The 15,159-nt window shown below is 60.5% G+C and carries 15 protein-coding genes; 10 read left to right on the top strand and 5 right to left on the bottom strand.

Annotation, left to right across the window (positions count from 1 at the left end):
* Positions 1–373: 373 nt before the first annotated feature.
* The 7 genes from ACLBW8_RS09515 to ACLBW8_RS09485 all read left to right on the top strand — a co-directional run bounded on the left by ACLBW8_RS09515 (position 374) and on the right by ACLBW8_RS09485 (position 7,849).
* Entirely contained in the window at positions 374–2,407 is a 2,034-nt protein-coding gene (locus ACLBW8_RS09515; RefSeq protein WP_221296161.1) for an ABC transporter permease subunit, read from the top strand.
* A 15-nt stretch (positions 2,408–2,422) separates the two neighbouring features.
* Positions 2,423–4,093, top strand: coding sequence for a phosphate ABC transporter permease PstA (gene pstA / locus ACLBW8_RS09510; protein WP_447805229.1), 1,671 nt, complete (start codon positions 2,423–2,425; stop codon positions 4,091–4,093).
* A 206-nt stretch (positions 4,094–4,299) separates the two neighbouring features.
* Positions 4,300–5,133 carry a phosphate ABC transporter ATP-binding protein PstB gene (pstB, locus tag ACLBW8_RS09505; RefSeq protein WP_221295917.1) on the top strand — a complete coding sequence of 278 codons (834 nt, stop codon included), beginning with the start codon at positions 4,300–4,302 and terminating at the stop codon, positions 5,131–5,133.
* A 71-nt stretch (positions 5,134–5,204) separates the two neighbouring features.
* The gene (gene phoU, locus ACLBW8_RS09500; protein ID WP_053258703.1) at positions 5,205–5,966 is read left to right on the top strand and encodes a phosphate signaling complex protein PhoU; all 762 of its coding nucleotides are present in this window, start codon (positions 5,205–5,207) and stop codon (positions 5,964–5,966) included.
* Between the two features lie 168 nt (positions 5,967–6,134).
* Entirely contained in the window at positions 6,135–7,034 is a 900-nt protein-coding gene (locus tag ACLBW8_RS09495) for a response regulator (RefSeq protein ID WP_221295916.1), read from the top strand.
* A 187-nt stretch (positions 7,035–7,221) separates the two neighbouring features.
* On the top strand, positions 7,222–7,545 hold the full coding sequence (locus ACLBW8_RS09490; RefSeq protein ID WP_064454761.1) for a type II toxin-antitoxin system RelE/ParE family toxin: 324 nt from the start codon (positions 7,222–7,224) through the stop codon (positions 7,543–7,545).
* A 4-nt stretch (positions 7,546–7,549) separates the two neighbouring features.
* On the top strand, positions 7,550–7,849 hold the full coding sequence (locus ACLBW8_RS09485; RefSeq protein ID WP_447805228.1) for a helix-turn-helix domain-containing protein: 300 nt from the start codon (positions 7,550–7,552) through the stop codon (positions 7,847–7,849).
* 43 nt (positions 7,850–7,892) lie between these two features.
* Here ACLBW8_RS09485 and ACLBW8_RS09480 read toward each other — a convergent pair whose 3' ends face one another.
* The 3 genes from ACLBW8_RS09480 to phoB all read right to left on the bottom strand — a co-directional run bounded on the left by ACLBW8_RS09480 (position 7,893) and on the right by phoB (position 11,559).
* On the bottom strand, positions 7,893–9,233 hold the full coding sequence (locus ACLBW8_RS09480) for a hemolysin family protein (RefSeq protein WP_053258701.1): 1,341 nt from the start codon (positions 9,231–9,233) through the stop codon (positions 7,893–7,895).
* Between the two features lie 268 nt (positions 9,234–9,501).
* Positions 9,502–10,788 carry a phosphate regulon sensor histidine kinase PhoR gene (phoR, locus tag ACLBW8_RS09475; RefSeq protein ID WP_237140928.1) on the bottom strand — a complete coding sequence of 429 codons (1,287 nt, stop codon included), beginning with the start codon at positions 10,786–10,788 and terminating at the stop codon, positions 9,502–9,504.
* 81 nt (positions 10,789–10,869) lie between these two features.
* Positions 10,870–11,559, bottom strand: a complete 690-nt coding sequence (gene phoB / locus ACLBW8_RS09470) for a phosphate regulon transcriptional regulator PhoB (RefSeq protein WP_003195617.1) — start codon at positions 11,557–11,559, stop codon at positions 10,870–10,872.
* 153 nt (positions 11,560–11,712) lie between these two features.
* On the opposite strand from phoB, the gene ACLBW8_RS09465 reads away from it, so the two are divergent.
* Entirely contained in the window at positions 11,713–12,093 is a 381-nt protein-coding gene (locus tag ACLBW8_RS09465; RefSeq protein ID WP_262666584.1) for a COG4315 family predicted lipoprotein, read from the top strand.
* 32 nt (positions 12,094–12,125) lie between these two features.
* Here the strand turns inward: ACLBW8_RS09465 and ubiA are convergent, their stop codons facing one another.
* Positions 12,126–13,016 (bottom strand): 4-hydroxybenzoate octaprenyltransferase, encoded by an 891-nt coding sequence (ubiA, locus tag ACLBW8_RS09460; protein ID WP_064454757.1) that lies wholly within the window; start codon positions 13,014–13,016, stop codon positions 12,126–12,128.
* Positions 13,016–13,579, bottom strand: coding sequence for a chorismate--pyruvate lyase family protein (locus ACLBW8_RS09455; protein ID WP_447805227.1), 564 nt, complete (start codon positions 13,577–13,579; stop codon positions 13,016–13,018). Before ACLBW8_RS09455 ends, ubiA begins: the two co-directional genes overlap by 1 nt.
* 195 nt (positions 13,580–13,774) lie before the next feature.
* On the opposite strand from ACLBW8_RS09455, the gene ACLBW8_RS09450 reads away from it, so the two are divergent.
* A complete protein-coding gene (locus ACLBW8_RS09450; protein ID WP_003213373.1) occupies positions 13,775–13,942 on the top strand; it encodes a rubredoxin in 168 nt (55 codons plus the stop codon).
* A 36-nt stretch (positions 13,943–13,978) separates the two neighbouring features.
* Positions 13,979–15,127, top strand: a complete 1,149-nt coding sequence (locus ACLBW8_RS09445; protein ID WP_447805226.1) for an NAD(P)/FAD-dependent oxidoreductase — start codon at positions 13,979–13,981, stop codon at positions 15,125–15,127.
* Positions 15,128–15,159 lie beyond the last annotated feature (32 nt).

Below are 15,159 nucleotides of genomic sequence, written 5' to 3'. Positions count from 1 at the left end.
CTCCCCCACTCACCGTCTACACCCCTAATTTTTTAGTCCGCTGCCAGCTCTGCTCCGCGGCGGATTTCTTGCGTCACTGCATTGTCATCTTTCTGTCATACAGGATCGCTAGGGTGTGCGCATGAATGATCTGGCCAATTCCACCATGACGACGACTTCTCCCCCCAAGCGCATTGATTTCAATACGCCTGAGCTGCAACGCAAGCGCCGTATTCGCGCGCTGAAAGATCGCCTGACCCGTTGGTACGTGTTAATCGGCGGCCTCGCCGTCCTCGGCGCCATTACCCTGATTTTCTTCTTCCTCGCTTATGTCGTTGCGCCGTTGTTCCAAGGTGCCTCGCTGACCAAGGAGGACGCGCTGACGCCAGCCTGGATCCAGGACGCCGGCAAGCCGTTGATGATCTCCCTCGAAGAACAGAACCAGGTCGCCATGCGGGTTTCCGACAAGGGCCAGGCGCTGTTCTTTAATGTAGACACGGGTGCCGAACTCAAGCGTGTCGACTTGCCGCTTCCGGCAGGCACCACTGTTGCCTCCATTGGTGAAGACCAGCCGGGCAGCCCGCTGGTGATCCTCGGTTTGTCGAATGGCCAGTCCCTGGTGTTCCGCCACACCTATAAGGTGTCCTACCCGGACGGCAAGAAAACCATTACGCCTGCGGTTGAATACCCTTACGGCGAAACGCCGATTGTGCTGGATGAAGCCGGTCGCCCGCTGGAACATGTCGCCCTCAATGCCACCGACTCGTCGCTGGTGGTCGCCGGTTCGGCCGGTTCGCACTTGAACGTGCTGGCCCTGAGCCGCGAAGAAAACATGATGACGGGTGAAGTCACCAGCGAGCAGAAGCGTATCGAGCTGCCGCAAATGACCGAGCCGGTGAAGGCGATCTTCATCGACCCACGCCAGCAGTGGCTGTATGTGATCAACGGTCGCGCCCTGGCCGATGTGTTCAGCCTGCGCGACAAGAGCCTCAACGGTCGCTACAAACTGCTCGAAGACGGCAACGCCGAAATCACCGCCAGCACCCAGCTGGTGGGCGGTATCTCGCTGATCGTCGGCAACTCAAAGGGTGGCCTGGCCCAGTGGTTCATGGCGCGCGACCCGGATGGCGAACAGCGCCTGAAGCAGATCCGTACCTTCCAGATGGGCACCGCGCCGATTGTGGAAATCACCGCTGAAGAACGTCGCAAAGGCTTCACGGCGCTCGATGCGTCCGGCAAGTTCGGCGTGTTCCACAGCACCGCGCACCGCACCTTGTTGGTGGACCCGGTGGTCGATGGCCAGGGCGTGTTCGGCATGTCGCCACGCGCCAACCGTGTGATCGTCGAAGCCGGTGGCAAGCTGCAACCGCTGCTGCTGGACAACCCGCACCCGGAAGTGTCCTGGAGCGCGTTGTGGAGCAAGGTCTGGTACGAGAACTACGACGAGCCTAAATACGTCTGGCAATCGACCGCCGCCAACACCGACTTCGAACCCAAGATGAGCCTGGCGCCGCTGACCTTCGGTACGCTCAAAGCCGCGTTCTACGCCATGCTGCTGGCCGCGCCACTGGCCGTCGCCGCTGCGATCTACACCGCTTACTTCATGGCCCCGAGCCTGCGCCGCAAGGTCAAACCGGTGATCGAATTGATGGAAGCGATGCCGACGGTGATCCTCGGCTTCTTCGCCGGCCTGTTCCTGGCGCCGTATGTGGAAGGGCATTTGCCGGGGATTTTCAGCCTGCTGATGCTGCTGCCGATTGGCATTCTGGTCGCCGGGTTTGTGTTCAGCCGCCTGCCTGAGTCGATCCGCCTGCGTGTGCCCGATGGTTGGGAAAGCGCCATCCTGATTCCGGTGATCCTGTTTGTGGGCTGGCTCTCGCTGTACATGAGCCCGTACCTGGAAACCTGGTTCTTCGGCGGCGACATGCGTATGTGGATTTCCCATGACCTGGGCATCACCTACGACCAGCGCAACGCCCTGGTAGTCGGTTTGGCCATGGGCTTTGCGGTGATCCCGAACATCTACTCCATCGCCGAAGACGCCGTGTTCAGCGTGCCGCGCGGCCTGACCCTGGGTTCCCTGGCCCTGGGCGCCACGCCATGGCAGACCATGACGCGCGTCGTCATCCTGACCGCCAGCCCGGGGATTTTCTCGGCGCTGATGATCGGCATGGGCCGCGCCGTCGGCGAGACCATGATCGTGCTGATGGCCACCGGTAACACCCCGGTGATGGAGATGAACCTGTTCGAAGGCCTGCGCACCCTGGCGGCCAACGTCGCGGTGGAAATGCCTGAGTCGGAAGTCGGTGGTAGTCACTACCGCGTGCTGTTCCTCTCGGCGCTGGTGCTGCTGCTGTTCACTTTCATCATGAACACCCTCGCCGAGCTGATTCGTCAGCGTCTGCGCAAGAAATACTCGTCGCTTTAAGAAAGGTAGAAGTCTGTGAAACAGAACTCCCTGAATGGATGGTTCAAGAGCGGCGCCCCCGGCGTCTGGATCAGCGGTGGCGCGGTGTCCATCGCGGTCATCATGACCATTGGTTTGCTGGCTGTGATTGCGGTGCGCGGTTTGGGCCACTTCTGGCCGGCTGACCTGATCCAGGCCAACTACAACGTGCCGGGCCAGGAAAACCATATCGTCATCGGCGAAGTGGTGCAGAAGGAAGAAGTACCGCGCGAGCGCCTGAAAAGCGCTGGCCTGCCGGTACCGGACCAAGGCCCGGAATTCATGACCCGCGAGCTGATCAAGGTCGGCAACCGTGACTTGAACGGCAATGACTTCACCTGGATCGTCGGCGAGTGGCTCAAGGACCAGACCAAGCCTGCCAACCTGATGACCATCGAGCGGCGTGAGTGGGGCAACTTCTACGGCACGCTGGTCAACGTCAAGCAGGATGGCAAGGTCATCGCCGAAGGCGAAGCCGCGTGGCCGGAGCTGCAAGCCCGTGTCGACCGCGTGAACAAGTTGGCTGCCCAGCTCAAGAGCCTGGAAAAAACCGATATCGGCGCGATCAACGCCGGGTTGGAGCGCATCCGCCTGCACGGTCGCAAGCTGGAGCTGGAAGGTAAGCTCGATGCTACCGCCCAAGCGGACATGGATTCAGGCCGTGCCGAACTGAACAACCGCTACAAGGACATCGAAGCGCGCCTGGCTGACCTGCACGCCCAGTTCAACCGCGACAGCCTGACCGCTCGCGACGCCAACGGCAAAGAAGTGGAAATCGGCATCGGCAAAGTGGTGCATGCCTACCAGCCGAACGCCATGGGCACGCTGACCAAGGTCGGCTTCTACTTCAGTAAGGTCTGGGAATTCCTCAGCGATGACCCACGGGAAGCCAACACCGAAGGCGGGATCTTCCCGGCGATTTTCGGCACCGTGATGATGACCCTGATCATGGCGATGATCGTGACCCCGTTCGGCGTGCTGGCAGCGGTGTACCTGCGTGAATACGCCAAGCAGAACACCCTGACCCGGATTATCCGTATCGCCGTGAACAACTTGGCCGGCGTACCGGCCATCGTCTACGGCGTGTTCGGCCTGGGTTTCTTCGTGTATGTGCTCGGCGGCTCGGTCGACCGTTTGTTCTTCGCCGAAGCCCTGCCGGCACCGACCTTCGGCACGCCTGGCCTGTTGTGGGCCTCGCTGACCCTGGCGTTGCTCGCGGTGCCGGTGGTGATCGTAGCAACCGAAGAAGGCCTGGCGCGGATTCCTCGCACGGTGCGTGAAGGTTCGTTGGCGCTTGGCGCGACCAAGGCGGAAACGCTGTGGAAGATCGTGCTGCCAATGGCCAGCCCGGCGATGATGACCGGCATGATCCTCGCCGTGGCCCGCGCCGCCGGTGAAGTGGCACCGCTGATGCTGGTAGGTGTGGTGAAACTGGCGCCATCGCTGCCGCTGGATGGCAACTACCCGTACCTGCACCTGGACCAGAAAATCATGCACCTGGGCTTCCATATTTATGACGTCGGCTTCCAGAGCCCCAACGTCGAAGCCGCACGACCGCTGGTGTACGCCACCGCCTTGCTGCTGGTGCTGGTGATCGCCACGCTCAACCTGTCGGCGGTGTGGATTCGTAACCACCTGCGCGAAAAATACAAAGCGCTGGATAGTTAATTGAAATGAGCGCGGACTAAATGTGGGAGCGGGCTTGCTCGCGAATGCGGTGTATCAGAAACACATCTGTCAGCTGACACACTGCTTTCGCGAGCAAGCCCGCTCCCACACTGGACCGCGCCAGACACAGATTTGAGGTAAACCGCCAGGCCCAATCATGAGGCCAGTGGTTCAACGAAACGAATTGGTAGCACAGGGAGCATCCCATGCAACATGAAACCCACACCCACGGCATCAACATGTCGGCCCTGGGTCGCGACAAGCAGAGCCTGAGCCTGGCCCAGGAAACCGTGGCCATCGAAGTGCCAGGCCTGAGCCTGTACTACGGTGAAAAGCAGGCGCTGTTCGATGTCAGCATGAACATTCCCAAGCAGCGCGTGACCGCCTTTATCGGCCCGTCCGGCTGCGGCAAGTCCACGCTGCTGCGCACCTTCAACCGCATGAACGACCTGGTGGACGGTTGCCGCGTAGATGGTGCAATCAACCTCTACGGCAGCAACATCTACCGCAAGGGCGAGGACGTGGCCGAGCTGCGTCGCCGCGTGGGCATGGTGTTCCAGAAGCCGAACCCGTTCCCCAAGACCATCTACGAAAACGTGGTCTATGGCCTGCGCATCCAGGGCATCAACAAAAAACGCATCCTCGACGAAGCGGTGGAGTGGGCCCTGAAAGGCGCGGCACTGTGGGAAGAGGTCAAAGACCGCCTGCACGATTCGGCACTCGGCCTGTCCGGCGGCCAGCAGCAGCGTCTGGTGATCGCCCGTACCATCGCCGTGGAACCGGAAGTTTTGCTGCTCGACGAACCGTGCTCGGCACTTGACCCGATCTCGACGCTGAAAGTCGAAGAACTGATCTACGAGCTCAAGTCCAAGTTCACCATCGTCATCGTGACCCACAACATGCAACAGGCGGCGCGGGTTTCCGACTACACCGCGTTCATGTACATGGGCAAGCTGGTGGAATTCGGCGACACCGATACCCTGTTCACCAATCCGGCGAAGAAGCAGACCGAAGACTACATCACCGGTCGCTATGGCTAGTAGGCGGTGGTTCTGATTGCACTGAATGCTGCGGTTCTCCGCACCTTACCGGACGTTCCAAGGACGCCAACATGATTAGCAAAGAAGGCCTTACCCATCACATCTCCGCGCAGTTCAACGCCGAACTTGAGGAAGTGCGCAGCCACCTCCTGGCGATGGGCGGGCTGGTGGAGAAGCAAGTCAACGATGCCGTCACTGCGCTGATCGAGGCCGACTCTGGTCTGGCCCAGCAAGTGCGCGAGATCGATGACCAGATCAATCAGATGGAACGCAATATCGACGAAGAATGCCTGCGCATTCTGGCGCGTCGCCAACCGGCAGCGTCTGACCTGCGTTTGATCATCAGCATCTCCAAGTCGGTAATCGACCTGGAGCGCATTGGCGACGAAGCGACCAAAATCGCCCGCCGTGCCATTCAGCTGTGCGAAGAAGGCGAAGCACCGCGTGGTTATGTGGAAGTGCGCCATATCGGTGACCAGGTACGCAACATGGTGCGCGACGCCCTCGACGCGTTTGCCCGTTTCGACGCCGAGTTGGCGTTGTCGGTGGCGCAGTACGACAAGACCATCGACCGCGAATACAAGACCGCACTGCGTGAGCTGGCCACCTACATGATGGAAGACCCGCGCTCTATCTCGCGGGTCTTGAACATTATTTGGGTGCTGCGCTCCCTGGAGCGTATCGGCGACCACGCGCGCAATATCTCGGAACTGGTGATTTACCTGGTGCGCGGTACCGACGTACGGCACATGGGGCTCAAGCGTATGAAGGCCGAAGTTGAAGGCACCGCTGATCAAATCCCTAATGTTCCGGGCGAATCTGACGATAAGTAAGGTTGCCCGAGAAATTAACGCCCGGCCTTTGGTCGGGCGTTTTCGTTTGAGGTATCTGAATATTTTGCGCAGCAGGAGCAATATAGTCCTTCTGCGACCAGCGAGTTTTGGCAAAATGCCATCAGTCAGGCGTTTTGCGTGCCGAAGTTTTTATAGGATGAAGGGTCGATGAGTAAAGTCAGTGTGTTGGTGGTGGATGACGCCTCGTTTATCCGCGACCTGGTGAAGAAGTGCCTGCGCAACTACTTCCCTGGGATCAAGATTGAAGACGCGGTGAACGGCAAAAAGGCGCAAACCATCCTGATGCGCGAGACCTTCGACCTGGTGCTGTGTGACTGGGAAATGCCCGAGATGTCCGGTCTTGAATTGCTGACCTGGTGCCGTGAGCAAGCCCATCTGAAGGCCATGCCCTTCGTGATGGTGACCAGCCGTGGCGACAAGGAAAACGTAGTCCAGGCGATCCAGGCCGGGGTTTCCGGCTATGTCAGCAAGCCGTTCACCAACGAACAGTTGCTGAGCAAGGTCAAACAGGCCCTGCACAAGGTCGGCCGCCTTGACGCGCTGGTCGCCAGCGCGCCGACCAAGATGAACTCGGCCTTCGGCAACGATTCCCTGAGCGCCTTGACTGGCGGCAGGCCTGAAGCCGTCAAAGCTGCCCCTGTGGCGGCCCCGAGCAACGGCCTGCTTAACAGCCAGCCTGTGCAGGCGGCTCCGGCTGCTTCGCCGGCTGGTGGGCGCGGTCAAGGCCAACTGCGCCTGTCCAGCGGCACCCAGCAATGCGTGATCAAGGCGCTGAGCATCAAGGAGGCGCTGCTGGTGGTGCGTCGTGGCGAAGTCCTGCCTCAGGTGCTGGAAAGCGCGGTGCTGGACCTTGAGCAAGGCGACAACGCCGAAGTCGCACGCCTCAACGGCTACCTGCACGCGATCGTCGCCTATGAGCCGAGGCCCGACAGCGACTGGCTGCAACTGACCTTCCGGTTTATCGACCAGGATGCGCAGAAGCTCGACTACATCTCCCGCCTGATCGCGCGCGGCACGGCGCAGAAGCACTTTGTGCCGGGTGCGTGACCGCCTGAATAACGGGAATCGACCGACTGTCTGATTCCCGTCAGGTGACTTGATTTATATCTGTTTCGATATAGTCTTTCGATAGGGCATCAGTGCGATCGCGCTTTTGCTATGCCTTGAAACAAAGCTGCACCGCCTTCGCCTGAATCGTCTATTACGCTTTTTCTTTCCAGGAAAGGAGAAGCCAATGCCAAGGCACAAGGACGTGGTGTTTCTAGGTAGCTCGCTCAAGGATCTCAAGGAGTTTCCTCTCGACGCCCGAAGGGCAGCCGGTTTTCAGTTGGATCTTTTGCAACAGGGTGAACAGCCTTTTGATTGCAAGCCGATGAAAACTATCGGGAGGGGCGTCAGCGAGATTCGGATCACGGAGGAATCGGGAGCGTTTCGAGTGTTCTATGTGGTCAATCGGCCGGAAGCTGTCTATGTGCTGCACGCGCTGCGCAAGACCACACAGAAAACCGAAGGGCGGGATATCGAACTGGCTCGTGCCAGATTGCAGGAGTTAGGTTAAGCCTATGACAGACTCAAAAATTCAAACCGAACGTTTCAGTAGCGTCTGGGATGCTTTGGAGGATACTCCGCAGCAAGCCGCCAACATGCGGCTGCGCTCAAAGTTGCTGCTGGAACTGTGCAACACCATTCGCAGTTGGGAGTTGTCGCAGAAAGCGGCCGCCGAGCGGCTCAATATCAGTCAGCCTCGGCTCAATAACATTCTGAATGGCAAGATCGATAAGTTCTCACTGGACGCGCTGGTCAATTTGTCTGCCGCAGCGCATTTGGAGGTCGACATCTGCTTCTCCCCGCTGCAGGCATAATCAATGGCGCAGGAGCGAGTTGCTCGCTCCTGCGTTGATCTGATCAATCGAGCAACAGCACCTTGGCCAACACGATCTTCGGCCCTTTCATCTTCTTGATGATGATGCGCAAGCCTTCAACCTCCAGCACTTCTTCCTCTTCCGGCACCCGCTTGAGGGTGTCGTAGATCAAACCGGCCAGGGTTTCGGCTTCGATGTGGTCCAGGTCGACGCCCAGCAGGCGTTCCACCTTGAACAGCGGCGTGTCGCCACGCACCAGCAGTTTGCCCGGCTGGTAGGCGAGGATGCCGCGCTCGGCCTTGCGGTGTTCGTCCTGAATATCGCCGACCAGCACTTCCAGCACATCTTCCATGGTCAGGTAGCCGATGATCTTGCCGTCGGCTTCTTCCACCAGGGCGAAGTGCGCGCCGCCTTTGCGGAATTGCTCCAGCAGCTGCGACAACGGCATGTGCCGCGACACGCGCTCCAGCGGGCGGGTCAGCTCGGCCAGGTTGAACGATTCGGGGATGTGGTCCAGGGCCGCCAGTTCCAGCAGCAGGTCCTTGATGTGCAGCAGGCCGACGAACTCATTGCGCACTGCGTCGTACACCGGGTAGCGGCTGAATTTGTGGCGGCGGAACAGCGCCAGGATTTCCTTGAGCGGGGCATTGAAGTCCAGGGTCACCAGGTCTTCCCGGGAGTTGGCCCAGTCCACCACTTCCAGTTCGCCCATTTCCACCGCAGAGGCCAGCACGCGCATGCCTTGGTCGCTCGGGTCCTGGCCACGGCTGGAGTGCAGGATCAGCTTGAGTTCTTCGCGGCTGTAATGGTGCTCATGGTGTGGGCCGGGCTCGCCTTGGCCGGCGATACGCAAGATGGCGTTGGCGCTGGCGTTGAGCAGGTAGATCGCCGGGTACATCGCCCAGTAGAACAGGTACAACGGCACTGCCGTCCACAGCGACAGCAGCTCGGGTTTGCGAATCGCCCAGGATTTGGGTGCCAATTCACCGACCACGATGTGCAGATAGGAAATCACGAAGAAGGCGGCAAAGAACGACACGCCCTTGATCACCTCAGGCGATTGCACGCCCACGGCGCCCAGCAACGGCTCGAGGATGTGCGCAAAGGCCGGCTCACCGACCCAGCCCAGGCCCAGGGAGGCGAGGGTGATACCCAGCTGGCAGGCCGACAGGTAGGCGTCGAGCTGGCTGTGCACGGTGCGCAGGATCTGTCCGCGCCAGCCGTTTTTATGGGCGATGGCCTCGACCCGGGTGGCGCGCAATTTGACCATGGCAAACTCCGCCGCAACGAAAAAACCGTTGAGCAGTACCAGGATCAGTGCAAAAAGAATCATGCCGAAGTCGGCGAAGAGTGTGGCGAGGGTGATACCAGGGGAAGGGTCCATGATGGGGTTTTGCAGGTTCCGTGTGTTCAATAAGGGGTGACAGGAGGGCCTGAAAAGCAGGCGCAAGTCGGCCAATGTAGCGGCTGAAAGGGCGCTTGCCTAGTGCCCGCTGCCGGGCGGGGCCTGGAATACATTCGTCCACACGCTGCATGTCCAATGTGGGAGCGGGCTTGCTCGCGAATGCGGTGGGTCAGCCAACACATTCATAGCTGACCCACCGCCTTCGCGAGCAAGCCCGCTCCCACCTTAGTCCAGCGTCGTTTTCGGGTTATTCATCTGTGCCGATCACCCGCGAGCGGGTCACCTGCACGGGTGGGAAATGACAGGTAAAAGTGCTGCCATGGCCCAGCACGCTGCTGATTTCCAGCCGTGCACGGTGGCGCAGCAGCACGTGTTTGACGATCGCCAGGCCAAGCCCCGTGCCGCCGGTGTTGGAGTTGCGGCTGGAGTCGACGCGGTAGAAGCGCTCGGTCAGGCGGGGCAGATGCTTGGCGTCGATGCCGATGCCGGAATCCTGCACGCTCAGGTGCGCGCCGTGCTCGTCGGCCCACCAGCGGATGCGGATATTGCCCTTGTCCTGGGTGTACTTCACAGCGTTGAACACGAGGTTGGAAAATGCGCTGCGCAACTCACCCTCGCTGCCTTTGAGCAGCACCAACGGGTCGGCTTCCAGGGTGATTTGTTGCTCGCGCTGGCCGGAAAGTGCCTGGGCATCGTTCTTGATAGTCTGCAACAGGCTTTGCACCGCCACGGGGTGGTTGTCCGACGGGTAATCCGTGGCTTCCAGTTTGGCCAGTAACAACAGGTCGTTGAGCAGTGTTTGCATGCGTGAACCTTGCTGTTGCATCTGCTGCAGGGCACGGCTCCAGCGCGGGTTGATCTCGTCGACGTTGTCCAGCAACGTCTCCAGGTAGCCGCAGATCACCGTCAACGGTGTGCGCAGCTCGTGGGACACATTGGCGACGAAGTCTTTGCGCATCTGTTCCAACTGGTGGATGCGGGTGACATCGCGCACCAGCATCAGGTGTTCGTTGTTGCCGTAGCGTGTCAGGTACAGTTGGATGCGCACGCGGTCGTTGGTGGGCGAAGGGATTTCCAGGGCTTCTTCGTAGTTTTCCTGCTCGAAATACTCTTTGAAGCGCGGGTGGCGCACCAGGTTGGTCACCGGCTGGCCGCTGTCCTGAGGCGTCTTGAGGCCCAGCAGGGTCTCGGCGGCGCGGTTCCACCATTCCAGGTTGCCGTCGCTGTCGAGCATGATCACCGCATCTTTGAGCGCGGCGGTGGACTCCTGCACACGGTCGATCACCGCTTGCAGGCGCCCGCGTACCCGTTGGTCGCGGCGTTGCAGGTGGTAGATGCTGTCGAACACCTCGCCCCACAGGCCGTAGCCATCGGGTGGTGCTTCATCGGGTTTGTGTTGGCGCAGCCATTCATGCAGGCGCAGCAGCTGTTTGAGCGTCCAGCCCAGATACAGGCCGATACCGACGGCCAGGCTCCAGCCGTAATAGCCGCTGACCAGGCCTACCACCAGGCAGCCGGTGATCAACAGCAGCATGTGGCGGATCAGGGTGCCATGCCAGTTTTGGTTCACTTAAACATGCGTCCTTGTCAGCTGTTAAGGAAGGGAAGGGCTGGCTCAGCCTTTAGTGGAAAAGCGGTAGCCGGTGCCGCGCACGGTTTGTACCAGATTCTCGTAGGCATCGCCCAAGGCTTTGCGCAGGCGGCGGATATGCACGTCCACGGTGCGCTCTTCCACGTACACATTGCCGCCCCACACCTGGTCGAGCAATTGGCCACGGGTGTAGGCGCGCTCCTGGTGGGTCATGAAAAATTGCAGCAGGCGATATTCGGTCGGGCCCATCTCGGCCGGCTTGCCGTCGATGGTCACGCGGTGGCTGATCGGGTCCAGAATCAGGCCGTCGACTTCGATCGGCGCTTCGCCATCGGTAGGGCCGGCGCGGCGCAATACAGCTTTCAGACGGGCGACCAGTTCACGTGGGGAAAATGGCTTGGTGATGTAGTCATCAGCGCCGACTTCCAGGCCCTGGATCTTGTTGTCCTCTTCACCCTTGGCGGTGAGCATGATGATCGGGATATCCCCGGTCAGCTCGTCACGCTTGAGACGGCGGGCCAACTCGATACCGGAAGTGCCGGGCAGCATCCAGTCGAGCAGGATCAAGTCCGGCTTGCGGTCGACAATAATGGCATGGGCCTGCTGGGAGTTCTCCGCCTCCAGGCAGTCATAGCCGGCCATTTCCAACGCAACGGCGATCATCTCGCGAATGGGCGCTTCGTCGTCAACGATCAGAATGCTCCTGCCAACCATGCCTAAATCCTCTTGTCATTTAACTGTCTTGCGCCGCATTAGATAACGGAATTATTGCAGTCGTGTGACAGTAATTTAGTCGCTTGGGCAATTCTTGGCACTCTGGACTACCCTTTGGGTCCGAATCCTGACAACCACAAAAGGAAGGTTCCGATGACTCACAGTACTTTTTCCTGGAAAGCCCTGCTGGTAACGGCCGCGTTGACGCTGCCGACACTGGCGTTGGCGGCCGAGCCTGCGATGACCAAAGACGGCATGTTGGTGGACCACAAGGGTATGACGCTCTACACCTTTGCCAAGGACTCTGCTGACAAGTCCATGTGCAACGACAAGTGCGCCACCAACTGGCCGCCGTTGATGGCCGAATCCACCGACAAGCCGATGGGCAAATGGACCGTCATCACCCGTGACGATCAAAAGAGCCAGTGGGCCTACAGCGGCAAACCGCTCTACACCTTCGTCATGGACAAGAAGGCCGGTGACATGACCGGTGAAGGCAAAATGGAAGGCGCCTGGAAGGTCGCCAAGCCTTAGTTAAACCCGCTGGCGATGAGGGGCCTGGCCCCTCATCGAAACCCGTAATCCGCCACAATCCCGACAAAAATCGCCAACCCGGCCCAGTGGTTGTGCAAAAACGCCTTGAAGCATTTCATGCGGTCTTTGTCGCGGGTGTACCAGAACTCCCAGGCAAAACAGCCCGCCGCCGCCAGCAACCCCAGGTGGAACCAGCCTCCCAGCTCGAACCGCGCGCCCGCCAGCAACAGGCAGGCCAGCGACAGGCCTTGCAGAGTGAGGATGATCACGCGGTCGGCATCGCCAAATAGAATGGCCGTGGATTTCACCCCGATCTTCAAGTCATCGTCCCGATCGGTCATCGCGTAATACGTGTCGTAACCCACCGTCCACAGCAAATTGGCGATGTACAGCAGCCACGCAGTGGCCGGCAGATGGCCAGTCTCGGCGGTGAACGCCATCGGCATGCCCCACGAAAACGCCGCGCCCAACACCACTTGCGGGTAATAGGTGTAGCGCTTCATGAACGGGTAGCTCGCCGCCAGCGCCAAACCGCCGAGGGACAGCAGGATGGTGGTGGCGTTGGTCAGCAGCACCAGCAGGAAACTGATGCCCATCAGCACCGCAAAAAACACCAGCGCCTCTTTGGCGCTGATCTTGCCGCTCACCAGCGGGCGTTGCTCGGTGCGTTTCACATGGCCGTCGACCTTGCGGTCCGCCCAATCATTGATCACGCAGCCACCGGCACGGGTCAGCACCACGCCCAGTACAAAAATCACGATATTGATCAAGGACGGCGAGCCCTTGCCGGCGATCCACAGCGCCCACAGCGTTGGCCATAACAGCAGGTAGATGCCGATGGGCTTGTCCATGCGGGTCAACTGAATGAAATCCCAGGCCCTGGGGTTCAGGCGGTTCAAGGATTTGAGCAGGCGTTGATACATCAGCAGTTCTCCGGATGGTCATGCAACGCGTGCCAGAAGCTCGGCAGGAAAATTTCCGCCACCAGCACACTCAGCGGCCCGCGATCAAAGCGCGAGCGGCGCCCCCACAAGCCGTCGGCCTGGTCCACGGTCGGCAGCCATTGCCGTGGGTAATGGCACACCTCGATGGCCTGGCGGGTGAAGGCGTGATCGCAAAACAGCAACTCGCCCAGCGAACGGCTGCCCAGCTCGTCCATGTGCAACCCGTCGCCCTGCAAGGCACTGCGCGCCGCCACGCTGCGGGCGAACACCCATGGCTGGCCATGCCCGCGCAGGTACACCTCGCGCACCCAGCCGACAGTGGCCGGGGCCAGGCCGAGCGCCCTACATTCATCCTCGCGCAACGGCTGCCAGCCTTCGAACAGCGGCGTCACGCTGAACCCATCGTTGGACAGCCACGTGAGCCGGCGCGTCAGCGAGCCTTCGTCGAACAGCCAATCAAGGGTCAAGGGCGCGGGCAATGGGCTCAGGAGGCTCTGGGTCAGCCATTGGCAAGCATCGGGAAGGGCGATTGAGTGCGGCACGGTGAGTGAGTATTGGCAGCAAAAGAGGCGGCGAGCTTACCATGGCGTCCTGGGCTTTTGCCGTGCTGAACCGGCCCCATGCGTCGATCGCGCTTGCATCTGCCGGCCCCGATCAGTACAAAACGCCCTGAGCCGCACGGCAACGTAGGTCTATCGACCGTCGGCCAAGATGCCTGGACCCTGAGGAAGCAAGTAATGAAGAAGTGGCAATGTGTAGTCTGCGGCCTGATCTATGACGAAAAAGATGGCTGGCCGGATGACGGTATCGCGCCGGGCACCCTGTGGCAGGACGTTCCCGAAGACTGGCTGTGCCCGGACTGCGGCGTGGGCAAAATGGATTTCGAAATGATCGAAATCGGTTAATCATCGATTTAAGAAACGTACTACAAGGAGAAAGGAATGAACGCACCTGTCGTGATCATCGGCACAGGATTGGCCGGTTACAACGTGGCCCGGGAGTTTCGCAAGCTCGACAGCGAGACCCCATTGCTGCTGATCACTGCGGATGATGGGCGCTCCTACTCCAAGCCCATGCTCTCCACCGGTTTTGGCAAGAACAAGGAAGCCGATGGCCTGAGCATGGCTGAACCGGGTGCCATGGCCGAGCAACTCAAGGCCGAAGTGCGCACCCACACCCGCATCAGCGGCATCGACCCTGGCCACAAGCGCCTGTGGATCGGCGAGGAAGCGGTGGCCTACCGTGACCTGATCCTGGCCTGGGGCGCAGAAACTGTGCGCGTTCCGGTTGAGGGTGATGCGGCTGAGCTGATTTTCCCGATCAACGACCTCGAGGACTACGCACGCTTTCGCGCCGCTGCCGCCGGCAAACGCCGCGTGCTGGTGCTGGGCGCGGGCCTGATCGGCTGCGAGTTCGCCAACGACCTGATCCTCGGTGGTTACGAAATCGACCTGGTGGCGCCGTGCGAGCAGGTCATGCCGACCCTGCTGCACCCAGCCGCCGCTGCAGCGGTACAAGCCGGGCTGCAAGGCCTTGGCGCGCGTTTCCACCTGGGCCCGGTGCTCAACCGCCTGCAGCGCACCGCTGACGGCCTGGAAGCGCACCTTTCGGACGGTCAAGTCATCCACTGCGACCTGGTGGTCTCGGCCATCGGCCTGCGCCCGCGCGTCGACCTCGCGGCTGCCGCCGGCCTGCAAATCAACCGTGGGATCATGGTGGACCGCCACCTCAAGACCTCCCACGCCAACATCTACGCCCTGGGCGACTGCGCCGAGGTTGATGGCCTGAACCTGCTCTACGTCATGCCACTGATGAGTTGCGCCCGCGCCCTGGCCCAGACCCTGGCCGGCAACGCTACGGCCGTCAGCTATGGGCCGATGCCGATCACCGTGAAAACCCCGATCTGCCCGCTGGTGGTCTCGCCCCCGCCACGCGGCACCGAAGGCGTGTGGAGCGTCGAAGGGCAGGGCGCCAACATCAAGGCCTTGTGCCGCGACGCCAGCGGCCGCCTGCTGGGTTACGCGCTGACCGGCAGTGCGGTGATGGAAAAACTGGCCCTGAACAAAGAACTTCCGCCGTTGCTGGCGTAAATACCGGTCGTTCTGTCGGAATAACCCTGTTT

It is taken from the genome of Pseudomonas sp. M5A4_2d (assembly GCF_053345295.1).
Note: the sequence above shows the minus strand (reverse complement) of the source record. Positions and strands in the feature narration are given on the sequence as shown.